Origin of the sequence: Shewanella livingstonensis (genome assembly GCF_003855395.1) — a bacterium.
Classification (GTDB): domain Bacteria; phylum Pseudomonadota; class Gammaproteobacteria; order Enterobacterales; family Shewanellaceae; genus Shewanella; species Shewanella livingstonensis.
Window position 1 is genome coordinate 1,549,113 of the sequence record NZ_CP034015.1, and the last position, 25,028, is coordinate 1,574,140.

Consider the following 25,028-nt stretch of genomic DNA (forward strand, 5'->3'; position numbering starts at 1 on the left):
TCATTTATGTCAGCAATCTATCTAGGCTGGAGGGTCTTGTTGAATATCTTCTAACTCGTCTGCTTGCGTTTCGTTTGAAGCGAGCAAGGCCGATTTTTTAGGCTTTTTACGTAATTTAGCTTGGGCTTTTCGGCGATCAAAATCAGCACGTTTAAATGAAAGTGCTCGAGACAACAGTAAACCTATAAAGCCCGCTACTATCAACATCATTTGCTGTAATTCCATATTCTGCTCATGCAAAATTTTAATTTCATCAAAAAATATATCGAGATTTAAACGCACTTCGACGTAGCCTAAATTATTTTCATCTTGAATGACGTTTTCAATTAAAGGAGGATAAGGTTTTAATAGGCCTTTTAATATTTCTGAGTCAGCCTCTAATTTTTCATAAGAGACACTTTGTGCAAAAGCTAATCTAACGCCTTGCGAATTATAGATATTGACGGACATTACTTTTGGATCAGCAGCTAACGCAGATGCTAGCCATTGTAATTGTTCATCATTTTGTAAATACATTGCAGGTGCTGCGCCATTAGCGGCTTGTTGCGCTAATAATCTTGCCATTACTTTTGTTTGTGAATTTAGTAATTTTTGACCATTACGTAAACTCGATTGCCACAAGTACATGAGACCGATTATCAGAGCTATTGCGACAATAATTTGCAAAATTCTGCTAAATTTTTGTCTTTTCTTAAGACCTTTAACAAAAATCACTTTAATCCTCAGTGTTTTTTCTATTTAATTGAAAGTTGTGTTGCCACCGTTTTTTGTTAAGCGGCTATGTTAGTGTTAATCCAATTATACAGAATCATCAAAAAGCCATATTAATCGAAAAGTTTGTCAGTAGATAGTCGTAACATACTAAGAGGTCGTATCGATGCTGGAACAACGTGATAATGTTTTACTTAATTTTATATTTTCAGACACTTGTGATACATATCAACATCTAAGCTGTGTGTTATATCGATATCAAGAATCAGACTATTTAGCGAGCTTACAAGCGCACTTGCCATACCGTTGCCGGGTTATTTTTAGCGTTGAATGTTTAACGGAGATTGAATCTTGGTTAACCTTAATCTCATCCGATGCTCATGTCGCAAAGCTTGTTAGACAGAACGATTTATTAGGTTTTGAATTGTCGACTCAAACCGCTAATGATCAATGGATTGCATCATTCCCGCGCAATATATCTGCCGAGGTTGTGCTTATTCAACAACCTTTAGCTCGCTTAAATCAACCAGGTTTACTGGTGATGGATATGGATTCTACTGCCATTGAAATTGAATGTATTGATGAGCTTGCTACCATGGCTGGTGTTGGTGAAGAGGTTGCCGCAGTAACAGCAAGCGCCATGCGTGGCGAATTAGATTTTGAGCAATCTTTGAGGCTGCGAGTGAGCAAACTTGCGGGTGCTGATGCGGCTATTATTGAGCAGTTATGTGATACCTTGCCTTTAATGCCAGGGCTTGAAGTGATGCTAGCTGAGTTAAAAACCCATCAATGGAAATTGGTTGTTGCTTCCGGTGGTTTTACTCCCTTTGTAGGCCATTTAAAAACATTATTGAATCTGGACGCTGCGTTTGCCAATGAACTGGTTATTGTTAATGATAAGCTGACTGGTGAAGTGACTGGCGAAGTGGTAGATGCTCAATATAAAGCGAGAGTGATTGGTCAATGTGCCAAGCAGTGGGGTATCGCATCAGGTCAGCGAGTGGCTATTGGTGATGGTGCTAATGATATCCTAATGATCCAAGCTGCAGACTTGGGGTTAGCCTTTCATGCCAAACCAAAATTAATTGCCGCGGCAGATGTATCAATACAAAAGGTCGACTTACGTGCGTTAGTCTTTTGTTTACAGCTCTAAAAATCCAAGTGAGCTGGCTAACTATAGAATTATTACTCTATTCTTATTGTATTTCACGGCAGTAATGTTAGTTTTATAATCAAGATTACTAACATAACTGCTTATTTTGACTATAGATATCCTCCAAGACTCATTGTTTATACCTTATCGTGATGGCCAATTGCATCTACGACATATTCGTCCTCCGTTACCCACTGCATTGGGTATTCCTATTTTGATGCTGCACGGTGCTATGTCTAATGGAAGAGTTTTCTATAGCGAAACCGGTCGTGGATTAGGCTGCTTTTTGGCTAAAGCTGGCTTTGATGTTTATGTAATGGATACTGCTGGGCGGGGCTTAAGCGAGCCTAGAATTGATCGTGACTTTACCTTGGGACAAGGTGAAGTTATCCGTGAGCAATTGCCATTAGTACAACAATTTATTCTACAGCGTCATCCTTTGGTTAATAAAGTTCATTGGTGTGCACATTCGTGGGGAGGGGTATTAATGGCCAGTAGTTTGGCTCGCTATCCAGATTTACAATCAAGTGTGGCATCGTTATTAACCTTTGGTTCTAAACGTACTATTAAGGTGAGATCACTTAAGAAATGGCTAATGGTCGACTTTTTTTGGAACCGCTTTGCGCCATTATGTATTGCCAGGCAGGGTTATTTTGATGCCAGTCGATTTCGCGTAGGGATGGATAATGAAAGTCGCGCATCATTACTACAAACCATTGACTGGGTTAGGGGGGATTGGGTTGATCATGACGATAACTTTCATTATGCCCAAGCTGCATCAACGGCTGTGTGGCCACCAGCATGGTTTATAGCGGGCAAAAACGATAATGTATTAGGTAATCCATCGGATGTGCGCGATATGATTGATGAATGTGGTTTTAGCCAGGTTAAGTACACTTTACTCGCCAAAGAAAAGGGTAATTTATTAGATTATGACCATGCGGGTATGTTGACTCATCGACAAGCTGAGCAAGATCACTTTGTACAAATTAAACAATGGTACCTGACACTTTAATTCTGCCGAGTACGTTAAGTTAACTTGATGATTGATTAAGCGGCGGGCATTAAGCTTGGGAAACGAAGTTCAACTTCTGTCGTGATGTCTAGCAATTCACCTGAACCGATGATTTTCCATAATTGTTCTTCTAGCTGCTTTGCGCGGTGGTTAGCATGAATGTTGATGTACTCTAGTTCGCGTCGAATATAACTCATATCGGGTTTGTCAGTTGCTCCTGTGTACACTCTTAGCGCCATAAAGCGACCGACTTTCTTACTGTGAGTGATAAATTCAATTTGTTCCTCTCTTGCAGCCAGTTCAGATTTTAGTTTACATTGGATCTGCACTGTACCTCGGGGATGGCGAGTGAGCTGTATAAACACTTCAAAAAAGGCCATGTCCTGGGTTGGTTTCATCAATTTTATCGGGTCAATTATCTGTTGTTTTAACACATTGTTGTCTAGCAATGGTGTTAAATTATATTGCAGTACTTTGTCACTATCTTGGGCAAATAAATGGCTTATCTCATCAGTCGTGGTACCAATACCAATATAAGCCATTTGAGCAGCTTTGACTGTTTTTTCAATAAAGTAAGGCACACCCGGTAACTGGCGCATAAACAGATTTTTCATACCATCAGCCAGTTCTTTTTTCTGGCCTTCATGATCTGATAATTGCTCGAACTTTTGTTTGTTATGTGTGATCAGCTTACTTAAAAACTCTACGCCTTCATGTGGTGAGTGGCCAATTAAGGCACTTAAATGTAAGGTTAGACCATTCATTCTGCTGCGGATCAATTGATAAGGTAAATGAGATAAATTGGTTTTTCCTGCCGCAGCCTGAAGACGTGGAAATGATAATGTTACGGCGCCGGGCTCATTAAAATTAGCAGGTTGTTCTAAAGTCAGTTGTAAGCCTCGACTCGAAATATCATGGGTAATACCAGTGGCCTGTTTATCACCTTGTTGGATGGTGATTAAGGTTTTAAAAGCGAATCTAGCTTCATGACGTCGCTCACTAAATGGCATCGATACTTTTTTAATACTGTGTTGCTTTATCTTTGCTTGAGAAAAAATCTTTAAGCCGTTCACATCGGACTTATCAAACCAGCATTGATAATCCTTACTCGCTTCTTTGTTTGTTAAATCAATAAGTTGTAAAGTATGGCTAAATTGGGATAATTGTTGTTCGGTCAGTGCTCCATAGCGAGCATCATCACCCGGCAAGGTAGACGTTTTATAGTTTTTACTATGATCGACAGGCTGCATGACAATTTTAAACACTCGCCAGCTAGCTTTGGTTGATGCAAACCCTAAAAATAGATGAATATTTTTGGTCGCTTTTAGCTCCGCTAAGGTTGCAGAGTAGAAATGTAATTTGCCATTGGCATAGTGGTTAAAACTGAATAAGTAACAATGTTCATTATTATCAGGATGCTTGATCAATTGGGTTAAGCGTCTAGTGTTAATAAAACTAGGTAGTTGGCTAATTTCATTTTCATCTTGAAAATAATGTTGGGTAGGTTGGTTGCCTCTACCCAGTAACTCGTAGGTTATCTGTGGTTTACCATCAACAATTGATACAAATAACGGTAAATGAGTTAACAGTGGTAAATAATGACGTTCATAACCTAAACCCGTGGCAGTAACAATAACGTCGTTAACATCCACTTTATAACGAAATTTATAACTGCGAATTAGTTTTGATAGCACACTATCTAACGCGTCTCCGCCGCCAAGCCTTTTTAATCTAAAGATAGCACTATCATCTTTATTCTGAATGTCGACTATTTGATAATCAACGCCTTGCTGCAAATCTTCTACATAAAATTCATCACCAAGTTCAAGTAGTTTTATTTTTAGCGGTTTGTCTTGGTCCAAATGATGTTTTAATGGCAACTTAATGCGAGCACCGCCAACAGATAAATCGAGGGTTACACCATTAATTTCGGTTATTCCTTGCTGAGAAACCATAATCCGAATGCTATAATTCATTCTTTCTTCACAGCGATTAAAGTAGCTGCCAAGTACTACTCCAGGTACAAGAAATGACTTGCCCTCATTAACGATTTCGGCAGGGACATTTTCTCTTAATTTAACGCGTCGTAATTTATGGGCTTTTATAACCTGCTCATATACACCAAGGGTATATTTGTTACCGTATAACGGGAGTGCTTGTAATAAGGCAGCCTTTGCGGGATCGTCTAAAAAGTGTTTTTGGTTGGCGATGACGACTTCTTCACAGGGTAGCTCGGTTTTATCTCGTAAATCTATAATACGGGTGCACAAAGACGAGATACGGTTTAGCTCCATTTTCAATAGAAAACGGGTTGAATTAGATTCGTCAACGGTCAACTGTTCGAAAACATCCTGAAAATCAGGTTCCATAAACAGTGGTTTCAGTTGTTCAATTAATGCACTGTGGTTATCTAAACTCATTATTATATCGTTTTAATTGTTTGTTGTGAGTCAGGCTAATGGTTTATCGGCAAAATAGTGCTGATCTTTATAATAATATACACTTCAATCTTGTTCTATATCTATGTCGAAATGATATTGTTATCCATTGCTGTGTAATTAAGATTAACATAGCGTGTCAAAGGGGTCGCGGTATTGATTTAACGTTTCGGTTCACTATTGATTGTTCTAGTACAGTTTATTTGCATATCGTTGTTGACATGGAGTGTGGACAAGATTTTAACCGTTGGCAAGACATCATGGTTATTATTGTATTTCTGAGTGGTTTAAACCGTCATTTTGGCATTCATTGATGGTTTATTTGGCGAGTAACGCTAAAGTATTAACGATGATTTTTTATTGGTCCTCAGACCACATAATATCAATCTTATTATATTAATTGATTTATTTATAGCATGGGAATTAATATGGCAAAAGCTCCAAAAATGGCATTTGTTTGTGACGACTGCGGCCTAGATTATCCTCGTTGGCAGGGACAGTGTCGTTGTGGTGCGTGGAACTCTTTAGTGGAAATGAAATTATCCGCCACAAAGAGTTCAACTTCGCGTTCATCTGTATTGGGATATGCTGGCGCTGTAGGCGGTGGCTCGAAAAAACTCAGTGAAGTTGAGTCACAAGATGCCGAAAAAAGACTGACTGAAATTGGTGAATTAGATAGGGTGCTCAGTGGTGGTTTGACGACGGGATCGGTTAATATTATTTCTGGCGATCCAGGTGCAGGTAAAACAACTTTACTCTCTGATTTAGTTGCCCGTATGTCACAGTCTATGGCGTCATTATACTGTACTGCAGAAGAGTCATTATCGCAGTTTAAAAACCGAGTGAACCGTTTAAAGCTTAATTACAATGAAGATAATTTGTATCTACTGTCTGAAACCAGCGTAGAGGCGATTATTGAGGAGCTAGACGCTAAGCAAATCAAGTTTGCCGTGATTGATTCTATTCAAGCTGTAGTGACCGATGCTGCCAATGGTAGCCCGGGTTCCCCTTCACAAGTTAAAACCGCGGCGCAGGCATTTACTCAATACTGTAAAAAAAATAATGTCACCATGTTTATTATTGCTCATGTGAATAAGAATAACGAAATCGCCGGTCCGCAAACCTTAGTACACATCGTTGATTCGTTGTTACATATTGACACTAATGATGGCCAAATTAGGACTTTACGCGCCAATAAAAACCGTTTTGGTGATGTGGATACAGTAGGCATATTCCGCATGAGTGAACGCGGTATGCTTAGCGTTGATAATCCAAGTGAAATATTTTTATCGGGTTCCACCACTGAGTCCCCTGGTTCGACGATTACCTGTATTCGTAAAGGTAACCGTAATTTACTGCTAGAAATACAATGTTTAACCACAGAAACTGAGTCTGAATTTCCGCAACGTGTGTGTGTAGGGTTAAACATGAACCGAATTAAAATGTTAACCGGGATTTTACGCAAACACACTAAAACCAAAATATTCCATGACACGTTTTTTAATATTGTCGGTGGTTTAAAAATTGATGAGTCAGAAACCTGCATCGATTTAGCGCTTGTTACGGCATTACTGAGTAGTTTAAATGACTTTGTTGTGCCAAGAACCACTTGTATCATGGGTGAGTTGAGCTTGAACGGCGATGTGCGCCCAATTGATAGCGGTGTGCCGAGGGTGAAGGAAGCCGCGCAGCATGGTTTTACTGAGATTTTTATTCCATTTCGTAATTACCATAAAACCATGGAAGGGCTTGGAGCGAAAATCATTCCAGTTAAAACTATCCATGAGTTACTTGAGCTGATTAATTAATGCCGCTTGATAAGCTTATATTTTGAATGTAAAAGGGTAAGTCATTGACTTACCCTTTTTTATATTCGAACGTTTATCTAGACAGCTTAAGGTATTGGTGTGGTTAAAGAGGTTAACTCACGATCTAATAATTCAGCATCACCCATATTTAGTTCAATAATCCGTCGTAGATGAGTAATGCTGTCAACATCAATATGAGTACATTTTAGGCCAAGATGTTCGGGTGTTTTATGCACAATTTCCGCTTCCATTTTTAGTTCTACATCAGAGTCGGGTAGCACGAACTCTAAGCGTAAAATAGTATTGAGCTGGCCGGTATATCCAGTAGGCAGCTCTACCAAGGCGCCATTGAGACTTAAATCTAAAATTTTAGTGCGCCAAGTTTGTTCTGTTTGCGCTAGATGAGCACTGGCTGCAAATAAAATACGAGAAAATTTACGTCTGTCGTCCATGGTTCACCCTTAGTCATCAATATTGCAATGACACATAGCCAATGCTTATTGCTTAAGCATACTTGATTTATCTCGGTTACGCAGAGAATATTTAGCATGAAAAAGGAGCGCTATGCGCTCCTTGGTTGGTATTGATATGTAATGGACTACTATTAATTAAATCAGTAAATGGCCCATTAATGCAATGATAGGTAGCGTTACGAGTGTGCGCAGGATAAAGATGACGAACAGCTCAAAAAAGTTAACCGGGATTTTACTACCAATCAAAAGAGCACCGACTTCACTCATATAAATAAGTTGAGTTACCGATAATGCTGCAATCACAAACCGAGTTAAGTCTGACTCAATAGAGCTAGCTAAAATGGACGGAATAAACATATCAGCAAATCCTACCACAATTGTTTTTGAGGCAGCTGTGGCTTCAGGGATATGCAGTAGCTCCAATAGTGGGATAAATGGCATGCCTAAATAATTAAAAATAGGCGTATGTTCGGCGAGTATTAATGCGACGGTACCGATAGCCATAACAACAGGGATCACCCCAAATATCATATCAACAACGTTTTTAATTCCTTCAGTGAGAACATGTTTAACTCCACCTGCAGAAGAGGCCCGTTGCATTGCTTGTTCAAATCCCCACGAAAATACACCGTGATTGGCTGGGATTGTTTCGTCATCTTCATGGCGAGGTGTGTTGTCGATATACAGATCTTTTTTCCATGAGAGCGGAGGTAATTTCGGTACTATGATGGCGGCAACAAAACCAGCTAAACACACTGTAAGGTAAAATGGCACAAACAGATGTTCAAGCTTAACTTGTGAAATGACTACGAGGCTAAAGGTTATCGACACCGCAGAGAAGGTTGTACCAATAACGGCCGCTTCACGTGCAGTATAGAAACGGGTTTCGTATTGTTTGGTGGTCATTAAAATCCCCACACTACCGTCACCTAACCAAGATGCCATACAGTCAATGGCGCTGCGTCCTGGTAAGTTGAATATTGGCCGCATGACTTTGGTTAATAAGGTGCCAAAAAACTCCAATAAACCAAAATTAAGTAATAGCGGTAATAGCATGCCCGCAAAAATGAATACTGAAAAGAGTACTGGTACTAAGTCATTAAGCACTAAGCCACCGGTTGCCGATGAAATAATTGCATCTGGCCCCATTTGCAAATAAACCATGACAATAAAGATTGCACCTAATATCCGCACAGCCAACCAAAATAAATTTACTTTCAGCAAGGTACGTAAAAAAGTGCTTTTACGCACCAATTTAGGATTGATTAGTTGAGTGAGCAATGAGGCAAGTGCCATTAATACAACGATACAAGTAACGATAAGCTGAATCGAACTGCCCATTTGGCTCTGCAATGCTTTTGAAATGATTGCAATGGGAATGGTGATCGAACCATCGACAGTAATTGGCGTCATAAATAGCAACAAGCCAATCAGTGACGGAATAATAAAGGTAAGAATTGTCTTAATGTTATATTTTTTTTGTGTCACGTTAAATACACCTTACGTATGTGCTTTAAGTTGGCCAGCTTTGCTATCCAACTGTTTGTTATGGACAGAGGTTGAATGTCCATTCAGTTGTGTTTTTTGGGTAGGCAAGGTTACCCCCTTACGTGCAGTATGTAAAATGATAACGTAACCGAATAGATATTAGTTAAATGTGAGTAGATATCTACTTTGAGGAGAGACCAAAATACATAATTAAAAGCTAATGTAATCATTTGGTTAACTTTTTGCTACTGAGGCGCTTTGGCTTTGGTTTTATGGGCTTTGTCGCCGTAGCTATGCCATTAATGAACTGGGTTATTGTCATGAATGTTGTCATGGTTATGGCCTATTCATTAATGGCTCTTGGGTGGTTTTTAGCATTATTACGTGAGTATATCGGGCTCATGGTAATAGTCCATACCCGGTAATCCTAACCAATATCCATTGCAATGATGATTGATTATTGCGGCATGTTTATTGTCGTGAAACTGTTTTTTTAACAGTTCGTTAATATTAGCCGGCTTATTTCTTACTTGTTGTAATACATTGGCTAGATCTGAACCCAAGGCTATATCGGTTAATTTGTTGGGGGATATGCGCCAATAATCAACGCCCATATTGATCATTTGTGGTATTTGATTAATCAGGTTTACCTGTGCCGCTGATTGAGTTTGAATGCCATTTAAGCGTAATAACGGCTGCGACTCCTGAGTTTGAACTAATAGGCCTTTGTTGTGGCGTAGACAAATTGTTTGGCATCTGTCTTTAGGGAGCTGGTAATGTTTAGCGGTAAAACACCGTGCCGAGTGGGCTAATGGCATATAGCCGTGGCCGAGGACTTCTATTTCAAACTGGGGTTTATTGTCCTGATTGATAACGGTAGTTAACCACTGTTGTGATAACTCACAAGGCATGACAAAACGGAACATACCTTTTTGATGCAACAAATCAAGGCTGGTCCGATTATAATTATTGATTGTTGGCCCACACACAAAGGGAACTTTTTCCTGGTGCGCATAATGTACCGCAGCCATATCATTAGCTTCAATACTAAAATCGCCATTTTCAATAGCCCGTTTTAGCTCATTGAGTTCAGATTGCGCCTCTATTAAAGCCATGGTTGATAACACCACGTGTTTGCCATGAGATTTGAGCATATTGGCGAGTTCTAGATAGTCGTTAAACTTCAGTTCGCGACGACGACTGCACACGGTTTCACCTAAATAAACGGTATCGATGTTACTCAATGCTACTTGTTGATAAAAGTGCTCAATGTCAGGTTTTGACCAGCAGTAACTCATTGGAGCGAGTGATATTTTCATTGTGTAACCTTATTGCCATTGGCGCTCATAAGCGCCTAATGTGGTGATTTGTCCTTCGGATACTTTTGCTAATGCTTGTGCCCATTGTGGTTGCTCGCAAAAAGAGTCTGGATTAGCTAAATAAGTATCGATAGCGCTACGCCAAACGTGAGTCACTTGGCTGACGTAAGCGGGGCTGCGCTGACGTCCTTCAATTTTGAGTGATTTAATCCCTGCTTTAGCGAGCTCTGGCAATAAACTTAAGGTATTTAAACTGGTAGGCGACTCGAGTAAATATTTTGCATCATGATCGTATTCAGCAACATAACGACCTTTACACACCACGGGATAACCCAGTTGTTGGCTCGCATCGGCCTTATCGATTAATACATCATTGAGTCGAGTTAATTTATCGCTACCAGAATCTTGCCAGCGCACATGATTTGCCGGGGAGCATGAACCGCCGGTATTGGGTGATTGTCCTGTTACATAAGACGATAAATGACAGCGACCTTCAGCCATGATGCATAAGCTACCAAAAGCAAACACCTCAAGCTCAACTGGGCTCACTTTCGCTAAGTCTCGAACCTGCTTTATCGATAACACTCTTGGCAATACAGCGCGTTCAATATTAAAAGCCTGTTGATAAAATGACAGAGCCCCTAAGTTGGTAGCACTGGCTTGTACTGATAAATGCAGCGGAAGATGCGGATAATGCTGGTGGGCATAATCGAGCAATGATAAGTCGGCAACGATGAGAGCATCCATTGCTAATTGTGCTGCTAAATCAACTGCCTGATACCAGCGATGTTCTTCACCAGGTTTAGGAAAGGTATTGAGGGTTAAAAACACCTTTCTACCTTGGCTATGGGCCAATTGGGTGGCTTGTGCTAGTTGCGCAGCAGAAAAATTTAATCCTGCAAATGAACGTGCATTGGTGTCATCTTTTAGTCCGAGGTATACCGCATCAGCGCCAGCGTTGAGAGCGGCCTTTAGCGACGCTAAATTACCTGCAGGGCATAAGAGTTCCATGTTGGTGTTCTCATTTTTTTCAAAGAACAGGAGTGTAAATGTGATTGAGTTAACATGATTTGATTTAAAACAGGTTTCGTTAGATAAATTGCCAGTAAACTCACTTGATTATTGGTTCTATTTGCAAGTAGGTACTCTCGATGGCACAAGCATTTACACAACAATTATCGCAACAATTAGCAAAAAATGTATTACATTTTGCGCCTCAAGTGAGTCGTCGATCGCTTAATGTGATACCAGAAAAGTTAAAAATAGTCGTCATTAATAAACTACTCAATATCGTGTTAGCACAACAATTGAAGTCCGATGAACTCGATTTTCTCAAACAAAAATGGGTAGGCATTTGTGTTGATGATATTGGTTTGCGTTTTGAGGTGGGTGTGGAACAACAATTACGGGTGCGTGCCTTTACTCAGCCCGATGTGACATTAAGCGCTAATGTGCCTGAATTAATTTTGGTTGCGGCAGGTAAAGAAGACCCCGACACACTGTTTTTTCAGCGTAAATTACGTATAGAAGGCGATACTGAGTTAGGTTTAGAAGTTAAAAATCTATTGTTGTCCATTGAGTTAGATAACTTACCTAAACCCGCTCGGATAGGTATTGAACAGCTAGCAAAAATGCTCAACATATTAAACCCCAGTGAATGATTGATACCATCAATTGAAGTGTGCACACAAACAAGCTGCCGCGAACTGAAAAGGTTGAGTAGCTTTGACTGATGACATCATTAATCTACTGGGTACAATCCAATATAGCTTGTTATTACTCAACATTAACTCTACTCTCTATCAGAAATTTACATTCGCTAAATCAAAGGCAATCCAATGAAAAAAGTTCTTGTAGTCGCCGCAGTAATGTTAACTTATTTGACTTGTATTTCAACCGCCCACGCTGGCATCGTGTCTTCGGAACAGGTTATTGTTCAACAACAAAACATATATAATAAACAACAAGTTATTTCAATGCTTGATAACGTTGAAGTACAAAACAAACTGGTAGCACTTGGTGTTAGTTTGGCGGATGCTGAAATGCGTATTGCCAGTATGACCGATCAGGAAGTCAATCAATTAAATACCCAGATAAATGATATGCCTGCAGCTGCTGGTGGCGTAGTTGGGGTTGTTGTCACGGTATTAGTAGTATTGGTGGTACTTGATTTAGTGGGTGTAACCGATGTATTTTCTTTCATTCGGCCGATAAACTAAATCGTATTACCAAATATGAGTCGCATCAGCATGTTCACAAAAGCCATTTGCATAACTGGCTTTTGTTTATTTCTTAGCGGCTGTCTATCGGTGCCGCCCCAGACAGCCATTCTATTAGCCAACCCGCCCGACATTTCGGCTAGATATCAAATCCCTGAGGTTCCTTTTTACCCTCAAGAGGATTATTTCTGTGGTCCTACAACCCTCGCTGAAGTGTTCAATTTTTACGGGATAAGTAAAACACCTCAGCAAATAGCGCCCGCACTGTTTATTCCTGATTTACAGGGTAGTTTGCAAATTGAAATGGTGGCCGCCGCGCGTCAACAGGGGCTGCTTGCTTATGCAGAACCGGGTAATCTGACACAACTACTGTCGTTGGTGAGTGAAGATATTCCAGTTATTATTTTACAAAATCTATCAACCTCATGGTATCCCATGTGGCATTACGCAGTAGTGACAGGCTATGACCTTGATCATCAGCAGGTAGTGCTCCATTCAGGCACAGATAAAAACCGGATTGCGGAACTTAAAGTCTTTGAACGAACCTGGTTGCGAGGTCAGTATTGGTTGTTGGCTGCAGTGCCGGTAGATAAGGTCAGTTCACATTTTGACCGGTTTATTTACACCAGCGCCGCCCAAGATTTGCTCAGTATTGGTCAATCTACTCCTGGGGTTAATGCCCTTAAAAATGCAACTAGACAATGGCCAGACTACTGGTTGAGTTACTTTTTGCTGGGAAATTATTATTTAGCTATTGATAACGCAAAGGCCGCTTTTTGGTATCAACAGGGATTAAGTTATACCGCGAAACAGGCTGAACAGCAGGCCGCTTATTTAAATAACTATGCCTATAGTTTGTCTGTCGCGGGTTGTAAACTGCGTGCAATAGAGACGATTGATAAAGCGCTTAAATTGCAACCTGAAGATGACAATATGCTAAACACTAAAAATGACATAGAAAAAATGTCAGATAATGTACGTTGTTCAGTTAACGAAACTCCTTTAGGGGCATTTAATTAAGCTTGCTCAATCGGTCTTATTGGCGCTCAGCACATAAATAAACCCACAAAAGAAGATGACAAAATTCATTTTGTCATCTTCTTTTGTTAACTCTGTGTAGCCGCACTCAAAGTCATTACATTCAAAGTCGTTACATTCAAGACTATTGTATTCAAGGCTATCGCATTATAAGTGGTCACATTCAAAATATGACAGGGGTTGAAGCCATTACCGATGCTGCGAGTTTAGTGAAATATTATGAGTCAACACTTCGCAAGTTAAGTTTATTTACACTGCTGCATTGCTACCTTCTCTGGCAGTGTTATTTTGTCTACTTGCCTGTGAGCCGAGCATATTTGATTAAAAGCTCGTCTTGAGACTCCTTATGCTCCGGGTCTGGGTCAATACAATCAATCGGGCAAACTGATACACAGGTCGGTTTATCGTAATGGCCAACACATTCGGTACACAATGCGGGATCAATTTCATACACTTCTTCGCCCATAGTGATCGCCTCATTGGGGCATTCGGGCTCACACATATCACAATTAATGCAGCTATCGTCAATGATTAATGCCATAAAACCCTCATGTTAAGCAGGTTGATGAGGGTTTCTAGTATCCATTCCCTCAGGTAAGTTACGCATTAGCATGGCTTTGTCGATATTAATATCTGCCCCAAGCGCTAGAAACACAAAATGCCCCGAACCTAAAGCTGAATTGATTGATTCACCTTTGCGATTAAATAACGATTCAATAGTGATAACAAAATTACCTTCGGTTGTCATTATTTCAACACTGTCGCCGACCGAGAATTTATTTTTAACATCAATTTCAGCTAACCCTTCAATATTTCGTTTGCCGGTGAATTCACCAACAAATTGCTGACTATCACTCACTGAATGGCCGTATTGATAATTTTGATATTCATCATGAACGTGACGACGTAAAAACCCTTCGGTATAGCCACGATGTGCTAAGCCTTCAAGGTTGTTCATTAATGTACGATCAAAGTCTTTGCCAGTTGCGGCATCTTCAATCGCTTGGCGATATAATTGTGCGGTGCGGGCCACATAGTAAAAAGATTTAGTACGACCTTCAATTTTTAATGAATCAATACCCATTCTAGTTAACCGATCTACATGTTGAATCGCTCGTAAATCTTTTGAGTTCATAATGTAAGTGCCATGTTCATCTTCAAATGCAGGCATATACTCGCCAGGACGACCAGCTTCTTGTAATAGGACAATGTCGCTACTGGGTTGGCCTGAACCTAATGTAGGGCTTTCAAACTGTACAGTTGGAGCTACAGGGATGATATCGCCAGTCTCTGTTTGCTGTGCTGGGTGCACATCGTATTTCCAACGGCATGAATTGGTACAGGTTCCTTGATTAGGATCGCGTTTATTCATATAGCCGGAGAGCAAACAACGGCCTGAGTACGCCATGCAAAGTGCGCCGTGAACAAACACTTCTAATTCAATATCTGGACAGCGTTGACGAATCTCTTCAATTTCATCCAGTGATAACTCACGCGATAAAATGACTCGCTTAATGCCTTGTTGTTGCCAAAATTTGACCGAGGCCCAGTTGATGGCATTTGCTTGAACCGATAAGTGAACGACTTGTTCAGGAAACGCTTCGCGGACCATCATGATAAGCCCAGGGTCAGACATGATCACCGCATCGGGTTTCATCGCAATCACAGGTTGCATGTCTTTAATATAGGTTTTTAGCTTAGCATTGTGCGGGGCAATATTACTGACAACATACAATTTTTTGCCTAGGGCATGAGCCTCTTCAATACCTGCCGCGAGAGTTTCCATTTTAAAATCATTATTTCTAACTCGTAAACTATAACGAGGTTGGCCAGCGTAAACAGCATCGGCACCATAAGCAAAGGCGTAACGCATATTTTTAAGCGTACCGGCGGGAGATAATAATTCAGGTTTAAACATGGTTTTTCTCGACCTAGTTGAACATTGTGTGATTCAAGGGCCGCAGCTTACTTAAGGATATTAGCGGGGACAAATATAGCCTTGGTATTTGTGAGGTCGGTTGTATTTTTATAACATCAATGGATATTTTTAACCGATAAATCAAAACTGAATGATATATTTAATTGAGTCCTGCTCAGTTGAGTAATCGCAAACGTCATCGGTTTGGGTATATAATCCTAACATTAGTGACTATTTATTTATGGAGACCATATGTCTACGGAACATCAACTGTTGGTTGGACTACTAAAAAAGCTTAAAGATGATGCTTTAATTTTACCAACATTGCCTGAAGTGGCTATGCGTGTTCAAGAAGTCGTGTCTCGTAAAGATTCGAGCCTTAAGCAAGTTGCTGATATTATTGGTCAAGATGCCGCTATTTCTGCCCGTATTATTAAAGTGGCTAATAGTGCTTTATATTCTCGAGGCAATAAAGCTGAGAGTATCAATGCCGCGGTTAGCCGTATTGGCTTAGTGCAAATTAAATCAATCACGACGTCAGTTGCCATGGAGCAACTCTTTATCTCAACCAACGAAATGGTCTGGGAAGTGATGGATGAAGTATGGAATACCTCTATTGAAGTGACCGCTTCGTCCTGTGCGATGTTAGAAATATATAACAAGCGCAATCCGACTAAAAAATTAGATCGTGATACGCTGACGCTGGCGGGTTTAGTGCATAATATTGGGGCGTTACCGGTATTAACAGAAGCGGAAGTTCATCCTGAGTTGTTCGGCCGAATTGATGATTTACGCAGCTTAGTCCGAAAAATGCAGGGGCCGATTGGCCGTGCGGTATTAAAAACCTGGGACTTTGCCCCAGAGGTAATGGAAGTGGTTGAGCGTTGGGCGGACTTACATTACATGCCTGAAAAAGTAACCTATCTCGACTTTATTCGTTCAGCTGCATTTTATACTGGCGAGCTGCGTGCCGGTGAAGAATTAGAAGAAAGACTCGGCGTTTTTGTTAAACGTGGTTTGCCCGTTACACCAGATGATCTTGCCAGTGACGAGTTTATTGAAATGTATCATTCGATTAAGCAAAGTTACGAATAACGATATATTGGGCCTATTTAACGAATATGAGTCAACGTTAAAAAATCAATATCTAAGTGATATTGTTACCAATATTGAACTGATGGCTATAATTGTAACGTGATGAATACTGAATGAATGTTTTACTAACGATAGTATTATTTACAATTGTGATGATGTTGTGCACTGTTGCACTTCTTTATTGGCGTCAGCGTCATTTTATTCAAAAATTGACTCATTCGTTACAATTGCAATTACTTAATCAAGATTCATTTAACATTGATTCTTCTTCAGCATCGCTAAAACCCCTTATTAACGTTCTTCATGATTTACATCAATCGAACCTATTTAGTGCCGAGCGAGACAAGCTAACTGGTTTAGCTAATCGCGTCGGTTTTAAACGTAAAATGCTATCTAAAATGCCCATTTCTGAAGGCATGCTAGTGCTGGTGGACATTCGACAATTTCGGTTTGTAAATGATCTGTTTGGCTTTTTATTTGGTGATAAATTACTCAAAGCATTTGCCAAGCGGATAGATAACCTTAACTGTAAAGCACAGTTTATTGCGCGCATGAATGGTAACGAGTTTCTGTTGTTTTTTCAGCAACCGGTTACCGTTGAGCAGTTACTGACAATAAAAAATGACTTACAAAAGCCGTTTGAAATAGAACAGCAGCCAATCAGTATCAAAATGCAATTAGGGGTGCTGTCATTAAGTGAACATCATGCCGATGTTAGTTTGATGCTGCGTCGTTTAGATTTGGCACTGAAAAAAGCCAAAACATTAAAACAGCCGATGGCTTTTTATGATCAAGATGATGATAAAGCCCAGTACAGAGAATTATTAATCATTAATGGCCTGCCTAAAGGGTTAAAACAAAATCAATTATTTATGGTGTTCCAACCAAAACTAGATATAAAAAGTGGTAAATGTAAGCAAGTAGAGGCATTAATCCGTTGGCAACATGAAGGTTTAGGCTTAATTTCGCCTAATGAATTTATTCCATTAGCAGAACAGACCGGAATGATTGATCTCTTGAGTACTTGGGTGCTGGATAACGTGTTAGCTCAACAAGCAAAATGGCGAAATATGGGCGTTTACGTTAATGTGGCGATTAATTTGTCGTCAACTGATTTAGATAATCCAAACCTTGCGGCTGATGTTGCGACAAAATTATCCCAGTATCTGGTTCCTGCTGACACTATTACGATTGAAATTACTGAAAGTGTTTTAATGAAATCACTCGAGCAAACGATTGTGACTTTACATCAATTACGCGATATTGGAGTTAAGCTTGCCATTGATGATTTTGGTACTGGCCACTCTTCTTTGGCTTATTTACGTCATTTACCCGTTGATGAAGTGAAAATTGATAAAGCCTTTTTAGATGAGTTTGAAACCTCTCAAGCCGCTAAACAAATTGTTAAGACCAGTATTGAGCTTGCTAAAAACCTTGGTTTTGAAGTGACCGTTGAAGGTGTTGAATCTAAATCGGTGTTAGATAGCTTACATCTTTTGGGAGTAGATACTATCCAAGGTGATTATTTTGCCAAACCTTTTACTGCCAGTGAGTTTGAACACAGTTATCTGCAACTTAATTATCCTTAACTCAATTAGCCGCTCACTAGCTCTTAATACATGAATCAGCCATAACACCCTTGCAAGTAAAGGGAAGGTAAAGAGCTAAAATCCTCTTGATAAATAGGCTATCAGCTCTGCAGGCATAGGCGCAAGTTGACGTTTTTTATTCATACAGACCATTTCAATTGTTGCTGTTACCGCAGGTTTTTTAGCATTAGGTCGCCATATTTCCTGTTTCCACACAGTACGATACTTACTTTCAAAATAAAATTGTGTGCGTACATCAATAATATCTGCAAATTCAACTCCATCGTGACATAACATATCGCTGCGATAAACGGCAAAACCCAATTGTTGTTGCTGCCAAAGTTGGCTTAGTACATCTGCGCCAATAACATGTTCACGTGCTCGTTCGAAATATTTTAAAAAATTAGGATGATATACCACACCAGAAAAGTCGGTATCCTCATAATAAATTTGTACTGCAAAAGAGTGGACTAGGCTGTATTTAGGCTCCACAGGGGCATGACTCATTACACTATGACCTTATGTTATTAAATGATTAATTATCGAGTGATTACTCATTTGATGGTAGAAGCAATTGATTATATTTGCCTTGTTTTTGTAATGTTAATAACCCTTTGTCGAGTAACTGGCTAAGGTGTTTTGATTGCGGATTAAGTTTAGAAAATGCGACAAATATTTCACTAGTATGGTTATTAAATTTCGCTTTTATATCATTACTCACCCCCATCTGTTTAATATAAACATCAGCAACAAGATCATACATAATAGCGGAGTCAATTCTGCCTACTAATAGCAAATTAATTAATTGGCGCTGACTATTGACGGTGATAACTTGCAGTTTTAATTTTTCTACAAGCACCAGGAATTCATCTCCGTATTCATAACCATTTACAATACCAATGCTGCTTTTTGCTGGGAGTTGCCATTTATCATTTGCGAGGCTAGGGTATTCTTTGGCAAAAAAGAACGAAGCCGTTACGGTAAACAAAGGTTCATTACCGAATACAAATCGATCAATAGTGCTTTGCTCCCTCGTGACATTAAACACGCCATCAACCGAACCGCGTTCGGTCATAATCAAGCCTCGAGCATAAGGCACCACGATAGTTGAAACATCTACATCGACTAGTTCAAAAGCATGGCGGATAATGTTGTGGGAAATACCTCTTCCGACTTCATCAGCAAAGGGAGGCCAACTATCTTCAGCAGCTAAAGTAATTGCTAATGGTTCTGCTATGGCGATGGTTGAGTTAACTGAGCACATAACGCTCATTAGCATTAATATAAAATGGATCAATAAACGATCTCGTTTGGACATAGAAAGGTCATCAAAAAGTGGGCTTTGGTAGCGTATTAACGACATATAATCCTTTATTAAAGTGTCCTGCCACGGCGGGAGAATATTAACACTTTTGTCCATAAAGTGATATTCCAAATCATAGAGGGCTTTCATTAGCTGAATTCTGAGTGATTAAATTAATCGGTATGCGATACTAAATAAGTAAGCGTTTTACGCTGTATGAGTTGTGTTGTATTAATACTTTATCCATATCAACGCCTATAGATTAAGATCCTCAGGTAACGTTTATCCTATATACTGATTAACAGGTTACCAGTTCATTTTTGGCACTTTTTTGTATCTCAGCTGCTAAAGATTAGTCGTGAGTTGTTGATGATGTTTGTTGCTTCTTAGCAATAACTTGTCATAGCTTACGTTACTCATTTGGAGCTCCGACATACTCCCGTAAGGTTAACTGGTTATGTTGCAGACAGGTTTCTAATTGAGTGACATCCAGGGCCTGACTGAACAAAAAACCTTGAACTATTTTGCAGTTATACTGTTTGAGTTTACGCAATTGGGCATGAGTTTCGACCCCTTCGGCAATCACATCTAATTTCAGTTCATTTCCTAGGGTAATGATGTTTCGTAATACAATATTGCTAGTTTCTTCCGGTAAAATACGGCTTAAAAAGCCCTTATCTATTTTTAACGTATCAATCGGGAACTGAGTCAAATAGTTTAATGATGAGTAGCCTTTGCCAAAGTCATCGAGTGCTATACGTACGCGCAACTGTTTCAGTGCTAATAGTACATCTTGTGCGGCGTTTAAGTCTTTAATAAGCAATGATTCGGTTATTTCCAGTTCAAGATAATGAGCCGGGAAGGCGGTACGCTCTAAAATGGCTGCGATATCATCTACAATCGTCGGTTGTGATAATTGAACCGGCGAGATATTGACTGAAATATTGCCTCTTAGAATCCCTTGTTGATGCCAACGGTAACCTTGCTGGCATGCTTGTTCAAGTACCCATAATCCTATATCGATTATTAGGCCACTGTCTTCTGCTTGATCAATAAAGCGCACAGGTGAAATCATTCCATGTTGTGGATGTTTCCAACGAAGCAACGCCTCTAAGCCGACAATTTTATGGCTATCGACACAGCATTTTGGCTGGTAATGTACTTCAAATTGCGCATCAGACAGCGCATTATTTAATTGATCTTTAATCAACAATCTTTCTAATAGTGCCGTGGATAAGGTTTCGTTAAAAAAATAACTGCCATTACGACCATTCTGTTTAGCGGCATACATGGCTGTGTCGGCATGTTTTAATAATGTTTTGGCATCTCTACCATCTTCAGGAAAGCATGCCACACCAATACTGGCAGAACTGTTTAGCCAATACTGATTAATTTGATAGCCTTTGTTTAGTGTTTGTCGAACGCGTTCAATGATGTTGACTAAATCTCGGTTAACGTCGCTAGCAGTCTGCTCGTATGGAATGATTAAGGCGAATTCATCGCCGCCAAGACGAGCCAAAACATCTTGTTGGCTTAAGCAATGCTGTAGGCGTTTACCCACTTGGATAATGAGTTCATCACCTACATCGTGTCCCATAGAGTCGTTAACTTCTTTAAAGTGATCTAAATCGATAAACACGACGGCTGCAGTGTTGTAGGGATTAGACACCAGTAATGACAATTGTTGATTGAAATGAAATCGGTTTGCCAATCCGGTTAAACTGTCAAAGTTAGCTCGGCGACTGAGCTCTTTCATTTGTTTAATACGTGATAATGCAAACAGTATGATGATTAATAAAATGATTAAGCCTGAACTGATTAGCGCATAATACCACCAGGCTTTTTTTATGTTAAAAGCAAACTCAGCTTGCTGGTTACTCCATATGCCGTCGCTGTTGGTACTTTGCACTTTAAACACATAATCACCCGCCGCTAAATTAGTGTACATCGCACGAGGCTGTAGTGTGCTTTGCCAATCTTGATCGAAGCCCGCTAACCTATATCGATACTGGTTTCGCTCAGGGGCGGTATAGTCTAACGACGCAAATGAAAACTGGATCATGTTGTTGTCATAATCAAGTACAGGCTTAGGTGGAAGGTTATGACTATTAATATTAATGTAGGATTGGTTGGCTATTTTTGCTGATGTAATATGCACTGGCGGTGCAAAATTGTTTTGGCTAATGGTGTTGATGTCTAGTTGTATAGCCCCTTTATTTGAGCCTAAAAGCAGTTGATTTTGATAATACACAATAGCGGCTTCATTGAAGGTTAAGTTATCCGTACTTATCACACTAGGGTATACATTTACCTCACGTGTCTGGGGATTATACTTTATCAACATATGTTGACTGGTTAACCATAGATTACCTTTATCATCGCCGATGACAGCTTTTAAGCGGTTATCAGGTAGACCTTGCTTACGGGTAATATATTCGATGCTAAATCCCTGTGGAGCATCAGGCGTTGGAATTATTTTTGCTAGCCCGAGCCCTTGCGTTGCAGCCCATATAATACCTTGTTGATCCTCAAAAATACCACCTATTCGAATATTCTCTCTTTCATTACCTAAATTTAAATGTGATGTCATGTCAGTTTTAGGATCAACAATAAAAATACCATTGGTGGTGGCTAACCATAACTCACCTCGTTGACTGATTAAGCTGTCGAAGGTGAAGTTGCCACCGGAAGTATAAAGATTGTCACTATCGTTAAAGTAATGTTTTAGTAAACCTTTTTGCGGATTAAATAACATAACACCGGCGTCTAAATATCCAGTGATCCACACATTGCCTTCACGATCAGGGTCCACGGTGTAAAAGTCAGTATTAGGAAATCCATAGGGGTTATTGGCTTTATTACTAAAATGCTGCACTGTGTCTTGGCGTTGGTCATAAAAGCTCACTCCTTCAGCATGAGAAAACCATAGATTATTATCTTTATCCGTTTTTACATTCCAAATATTATGGATTAAGGTCGTGTTTTGTTTATTTTTTAGCGGCCCTAATGTGACTGTTTTATTATCAATGTTTATCTTATCGATACCGTTATCTGTTGCTACCCAAGCTTCACCTGATTGAGTTAAGGCTATGGCATAGACATTGGCTCCCGATAACTCAGATTGACTTGCCAGTGGTTTATAAAGACGACTTGATTGTTTCAGTGGGGTGTAATATGCCGCGCCTTGGTTAGTCGCAAACCAGACGAGTCCAGAATGATCGATAAAAACGTCATCAACATTATTACTCGGCAGTGATTGTGGATTAAACATTTGCGAGCTTAGCCAATCAAAATGTTCACTGGCAACGGTTAAATTTGCCGCACCGTTATCGGTACCAATCCAAATATGTTGTTCATCTTTAATTGCTATGCTGGTGATGTAGTTACTCGGGATGCCACCGGGATGTGGTTGTTTGGGATTAAAAAAATGTTGGAATGTATTGTCATTGGGCATAAATTTAATTAACCCAAAATGTTGGCTACCAAACCAAATTTGGCCTTGGTTGTCTATTTGACTCACTAGAATGTAATCACTAAATAAATCTGTAGTAGTAACAGATGATGTCTTTGAGGATATTGCTTGTGCTTTATCAGGTTGATACAGCAGCATTTTTGTTGCGTTGGGCTGCAATACTGCCAAACCATAGTCAGTACCGACCCAAAGTCGATGTTGGGTATCTTCTACTATGCTATAAACGGATGTTTCGGTAGGGCTATCTTGCTGATGTAAATATAATGGCACCGAGATAAAATCGGTTCCATTTTCGGTCTTATATTGTAAACCACTGCCTGTACCTATCCACAGTTGGCGTTTTGAATCCAGATATAAGCGCATTATCCAATTAGTATTTTGAGCGAAAGGTTGCTGTGCAGTAGGGTAGATATTAAGTTCATCATCTACGTTGAGTTGATTGAGCCCATCTTCGGTAGCAAACCAAATATTGCCTTGAGAGTCTTCTATAATATCGGTAACAAAGTTATTCGATATATGCTTACTTGTCCCCGGCGAAAACTGAAAATGGATAAATTCTTGACCATCGTATCGGCTCACTCCCGCGTCGGTAGCAAACCATAAAAAGCCATTTTTTTGCTGATAGAGGGTGTTTATTGTGGTTGACGGTAAGCCGTCAGCGATATTAAGTCGATCTATCTGGAACTGTTTGGCATCGGATGATGGAGTGAAGGTAATGAATAAAAGTAAGCATAACAGGGAGCATACCCATCTCTGGAAACTTAGCAGCATCAGATACCTTATTATTTTTATAGAAAACTGATTTTGATACCTATCGTAACAGGATGATATATTGTAAATATAGCTACTACTTTTCACAACAAAATAATAACATTGTTTATGGCTTTGGGATCGACTTAACCTTTCTATAGATAAAAGAGCGCATAAAGTGATGTATATCAATGTGTTTTAAAATCATCAATATCAAGTTCGTTATTTATGTATAGTAAATAAAGTGAATAGAGGCACAAATAATGGGTTTGTTATAAGTCGATATAACCAAATAGCGAAGTGAAGGGCTGTTTGATAAACGTTTATTTCCTGAGTTGAGACGAGTGAAATTGTTGTAACAAGTTTCGTTACTAAGCAGGGTTAGCCTTCATTCATTAAGGTTAACTTACCTCAAATAGCTGAAACTCTGTAAGCAAGGTTTCAATATTGAAGATCTTGTTCGAGATAAAAGCGTGATAATCGATGTAGTGGGTTTACAGCCTAGTAATCTAGGCAACTATCCATTAGTAAAGAGAACCTCAATAAAAAGAATCTCAATAAAGAGTAAAACGTTTTAGCCGAATCCTTCGGTAGCGTTTGTTACTGATTTATTTGGTGTTGTCGATTTTTCTGTAGAATAATTAAATAACTGCCTTGTAGCTTTTTATGCAAGTAATCACCAGCAATTGCCTGCCAAAACAACTTTGAAAGATTAACCAGTCCTAACGGAACCCGTTAGGTTTGGGCTGTTAAATAAGAAGCGATGGATCTATTGCCGTGAATTGTTGCGCTTGATCAGTTAATGATTTTGCCGTGAGGCGTTCAACACTTAATACATGGGTATAACATGTAGTAGTTTGGTTGATTTTTTGGAGTAATAAATCAAAATCACCATCACCAGAGAGCAAAATAACTTCATCAACTGTGGGAGCTATCTCCAGCATGTCGATAGTGATCCCAACGTCCCAATCACCTTTGGCAGAACCATCGCTACGCTGAATATAAGGCTTGGTTTTCACGGTAAAGCCAATATGTTTTAGCGCATCTTGAAACTTAACCTGGCCATCATCAACCGGTGAAATGGCGTAAGCAATAGCGTGACTAATATTGCCTTGGGCTGCCAAACGTTTATATAAAGCGCGATAGTTAAATGAACGCCCAAAACCTTGCTTACAGGTGTAATAAATATTTTGCACATCTACAAATACGGCAAGCGTTGTCATTATTACACCTGTAAAA

20 protein-coding genes are annotated in these 25,028 nt (G+C 39.6%); 8 read left to right on the forward strand and 12 right to left on the reverse strand.

Going from position 1 to position 25,028, the window contains the following annotated elements:
• Positions 1-21 precede the first annotated feature (21 nt).
• Entirely contained in the window at positions 22-714 is a 693-nt protein-coding gene (locus tag EGC82_RS06720; RefSeq protein WP_124730082.1) for an AhpA/YtjB family protein, read from the reverse strand.
• 163 nt (positions 715-877) lie between these two features.
• On the opposite strand from EGC82_RS06720, the gene serB reads away from it, so the two are divergent.
• Entirely contained in the window at positions 878-1,864 is a 987-nt protein-coding gene (gene serB / locus EGC82_RS06725) for a phosphoserine phosphatase SerB (protein WP_124730083.1), read from the forward strand.
• A gap of 106 nt (positions 1,865-1,970) precedes the next feature.
• Entirely contained in the window at positions 1,971-2,879 is a 909-nt protein-coding gene (locus EGC82_RS06730) for an alpha/beta fold hydrolase (protein WP_124730084.1), read from the forward strand.
• 35 nt (positions 2,880-2,914) lie between these two features.
• Here the strand turns inward: EGC82_RS06730 and EGC82_RS06735 are convergent, their stop codons facing one another.
• Entirely contained in the window at positions 2,915-5,299 is a 2,385-nt protein-coding gene (locus EGC82_RS06735; RefSeq protein ID WP_124730085.1) for a PilZ domain-containing protein, read from the reverse strand.
• Positions 5,300-5,745: 446 nt separating this feature from the next.
• Here EGC82_RS06735 and radA point away from each other — a divergent pair, with 446 nt between their 5' ends.
• Positions 5,746-7,125, forward strand: coding sequence for a DNA repair protein RadA (radA, locus tag EGC82_RS06740; protein WP_124730086.1), 1,380 nt, complete (start codon positions 5,746-5,748; stop codon positions 7,123-7,125).
• A gap of 86 nt (positions 7,126-7,211) precedes the next feature.
• On the opposite strand, the gene EGC82_RS06745 is transcribed toward radA, so the two are convergent.
• The 4 genes from EGC82_RS06745 to ubiU form a co-directional block, all read right to left on the reverse strand.
• On the reverse strand, positions 7,212-7,577 hold the full coding sequence (locus EGC82_RS06745) for a PilZ domain-containing protein (protein ID WP_124730087.1): 366 nt from the start codon (positions 7,575-7,577) through the stop codon (positions 7,212-7,214).
• Between the two features lie 156 nt (positions 7,578-7,733).
• Entirely contained in the window at positions 7,734-9,086 is a 1,353-nt protein-coding gene (locus EGC82_RS06750; protein WP_124730088.1) for a YjiH family protein, read from the reverse strand.
• A 380-nt stretch (positions 9,087-9,466) separates the two neighbouring features.
• On the reverse strand, positions 9,467-10,405 hold the full coding sequence (locus EGC82_RS06755; RefSeq protein ID WP_124730089.1) for a U32 family peptidase: 939 nt from the start codon (positions 10,403-10,405) through the stop codon (positions 9,467-9,469).
• A 9-nt stretch (positions 10,406-10,414) separates the two neighbouring features.
• Positions 10,415-11,416 carry a ubiquinone anaerobic biosynthesis protein UbiU gene (ubiU, locus tag EGC82_RS06760; protein WP_124730090.1) on the reverse strand — a complete coding sequence of 334 codons (1,002 nt, stop codon included), beginning with the start codon at positions 11,414-11,416 and terminating at the stop codon, positions 10,415-10,417.
• A gap of 140 nt (positions 11,417-11,556) precedes the next feature.
• On the opposite strand from ubiU, the gene ubiT reads away from it, so the two are divergent.
• The 3 genes from ubiT to EGC82_RS06775 all read left to right on the forward strand — a co-directional run bounded on the left by ubiT (position 11,557) and on the right by EGC82_RS06775 (position 13,644).
• Positions 11,557-12,066, forward strand: coding sequence for a ubiquinone anaerobic biosynthesis accessory factor UbiT (gene ubiT, locus EGC82_RS06765; RefSeq protein WP_124730091.1), 510 nt, complete (start codon positions 11,557-11,559; stop codon positions 12,064-12,066).
• A gap of 177 nt (positions 12,067-12,243) precedes the next feature.
• Positions 12,244-12,624 carry a PA2779 family protein gene (locus EGC82_RS06770; RefSeq protein WP_124730092.1) on the forward strand — a complete coding sequence of 127 codons (381 nt, stop codon included), beginning with the start codon at positions 12,244-12,246 and terminating at the stop codon, positions 12,622-12,624.
• Between the two features lie 90 nt (positions 12,625-12,714).
• The gene (locus EGC82_RS06775) at positions 12,715-13,644 is read left to right on the forward strand and encodes a PA2778 family cysteine peptidase (RefSeq protein ID WP_244212546.1); all 930 of its coding nucleotides are present in this window, start codon (positions 12,715-12,717) and stop codon (positions 13,642-13,644) included.
• 310 nt (positions 13,645-13,954) lie between these two features.
• Here the strand turns inward: EGC82_RS06775 and EGC82_RS06780 are convergent, their stop codons facing one another.
• Together EGC82_RS06780 and trhP are read right to left on the reverse strand one after the other, a co-directional pair.
• On the reverse strand, positions 13,955-14,203 hold the full coding sequence (locus EGC82_RS06780; RefSeq protein WP_124730094.1) for a YfhL family 4Fe-4S dicluster ferredoxin: 249 nt from the start codon (positions 14,201-14,203) through the stop codon (positions 13,955-13,957).
• A gap of 12 nt (positions 14,204-14,215) precedes the next feature.
• The gene (trhP, locus tag EGC82_RS06785; protein WP_124730095.1) at positions 14,216-15,580 is read right to left on the reverse strand and encodes a prephenate-dependent tRNA uridine(34) hydroxylase TrhP; all 1,365 of its coding nucleotides are present in this window, start codon (positions 15,578-15,580) and stop codon (positions 14,216-14,218) included.
• Between the two features lie 252 nt (positions 15,581-15,832).
• Here trhP and EGC82_RS06790 point away from each other — a divergent pair, with 252 nt between their 5' ends.
• Positions 15,833-16,675 carry an HDOD domain-containing protein gene (locus tag EGC82_RS06790; protein ID WP_124730096.1) on the forward strand — a complete coding sequence of 281 codons (843 nt, stop codon included), beginning with the start codon at positions 15,833-15,835 and terminating at the stop codon, positions 16,673-16,675.
• A gap of 113 nt (positions 16,676-16,788) precedes the next feature.
• A complete protein-coding gene (locus EGC82_RS06795) occupies positions 16,789-18,264 on the forward strand; it encodes a putative bifunctional diguanylate cyclase/phosphodiesterase (protein WP_124730097.1) in 1,476 nt (491 codons plus the stop codon).
• A gap of 75 nt (positions 18,265-18,339) precedes the next feature.
• Here EGC82_RS06795 and EGC82_RS06800 read toward each other — a convergent pair whose 3' ends face one another.
• The 4 genes from EGC82_RS06800 to EGC82_RS06815 form a co-directional block, all read right to left on the reverse strand.
• Complete coding sequence (locus EGC82_RS06800) at positions 18,340-18,771, reverse strand: acyl-CoA thioesterase (RefSeq protein WP_124730098.1); 432 nt, start codon at positions 18,769-18,771, stop codon at positions 18,340-18,342.
• Positions 18,772-18,814: 43 nt separating this feature from the next.
• Positions 18,815-19,717: a substrate-binding periplasmic protein gene (locus EGC82_RS06805; RefSeq protein ID WP_244212547.1), complete on the reverse strand. Its 903-nt coding sequence runs from the start codon at positions 19,715-19,717 to the stop codon at positions 18,815-18,817.
• A gap of 262 nt (positions 19,718-19,979) precedes the next feature.
• Positions 19,980-23,810: an EAL domain-containing protein gene (locus tag EGC82_RS06810; protein WP_124730099.1), complete on the reverse strand. Its 3,831-nt coding sequence runs from the start codon at positions 23,808-23,810 to the stop codon at positions 19,980-19,982.
• 728 nt (positions 23,811-24,538) lie between these two features.
• The gene (locus EGC82_RS06815; RefSeq protein WP_124730100.1) at positions 24,539-25,012 is read right to left on the reverse strand and encodes a LabA-like NYN domain-containing protein; all 474 of its coding nucleotides are present in this window, start codon (positions 25,010-25,012) and stop codon (positions 24,539-24,541) included.
• Positions 25,013-25,028 lie beyond the last annotated feature (16 nt).

Coding starts and splice junctions, on each gene's coding strand:
- serB (WP_124730083.1), top strand. CDS start 878: ATGCTGGAACAACGTGATAATGTTTTACTTAATTTTATATTTTCAGAC.
- EGC82_RS06735 (WP_124730085.1), bottom strand. CDS start 5,299: ATGAGTTTAGATAACCACAGTGCATTAATTGAACAACTGAAACCACTG.
- radA (WP_124730086.1), top strand. CDS start 5,746: ATGGCAAAAGCTCCAAAAATGGCATTTGTTTGTGACGACTGCGGCCTA.
- EGC82_RS06745 (WP_124730087.1), bottom strand. CDS start 7,577: ATGGACGACAGACGTAAATTTTCTCGTATTTTATTTGCAGCCAGTGCT.
- EGC82_RS06755 (WP_124730089.1), bottom strand. CDS start 10,405: ATGAAAATATCACTCGCTCCAATGAGTTACTGCTGGTCAAAACCTGAC.
- ubiU (WP_124730090.1), bottom strand. CDS start 11,416: ATGGAACTCTTATGCCCTGCAGGTAATTTAGCGTCGCTAAAGGCCGCT.
- ubiT (WP_124730091.1), top strand. CDS start 11,557: ATGGCACAAGCATTTACACAACAATTATCGCAACAATTAGCAAAAAAT.
- EGC82_RS06770 (WP_124730092.1), top strand. CDS start 12,244: ATGAAAAAAGTTCTTGTAGTCGCCGCAGTAATGTTAACTTATTTGACT.
- EGC82_RS06780 (WP_124730094.1), bottom strand. CDS start 14,203: ATGGCATTAATCATTGACGATAGCTGCATTAATTGTGATATGTGTGAG.
- trhP (WP_124730095.1), bottom strand. CDS start 15,580: ATGTTTAAACCTGAATTATTATCTCCCGCCGGTACGCTTAAAAATATG.
- EGC82_RS06790 (WP_124730096.1), top strand. CDS start 15,833: ATGTCTACGGAACATCAACTGTTGGTTGGACTACTAAAAAAGCTTAAA.
- EGC82_RS06795 (WP_124730097.1), top strand. CDS start 16,789: ATGAATGTTTTACTAACGATAGTATTATTTACAATTGTGATGATGTTG.
- EGC82_RS06800 (WP_124730098.1), bottom strand. CDS start 18,771: ATGAGTCATGCCCCTGTGGAGCCTAAATACAGCCTAGTCCACTCTTTT.
- EGC82_RS06805 (WP_244212547.1), bottom strand. CDS start 19,717: ATGAAAGCCCTCTATGATTTGGAATATCACTTTATGGACAAAAGTGTT.
- EGC82_RS06810 (WP_124730099.1), bottom strand. CDS start 23,810: ATGCTGCTAAGTTTCCAGAGATGGGTATGCTCCCTGTTATGCTTACTT.
- EGC82_RS06815 (WP_124730100.1), bottom strand. CDS start 25,012: ATGACAACGCTTGCCGTATTTGTAGATGTGCAAAATATTTATTACACC.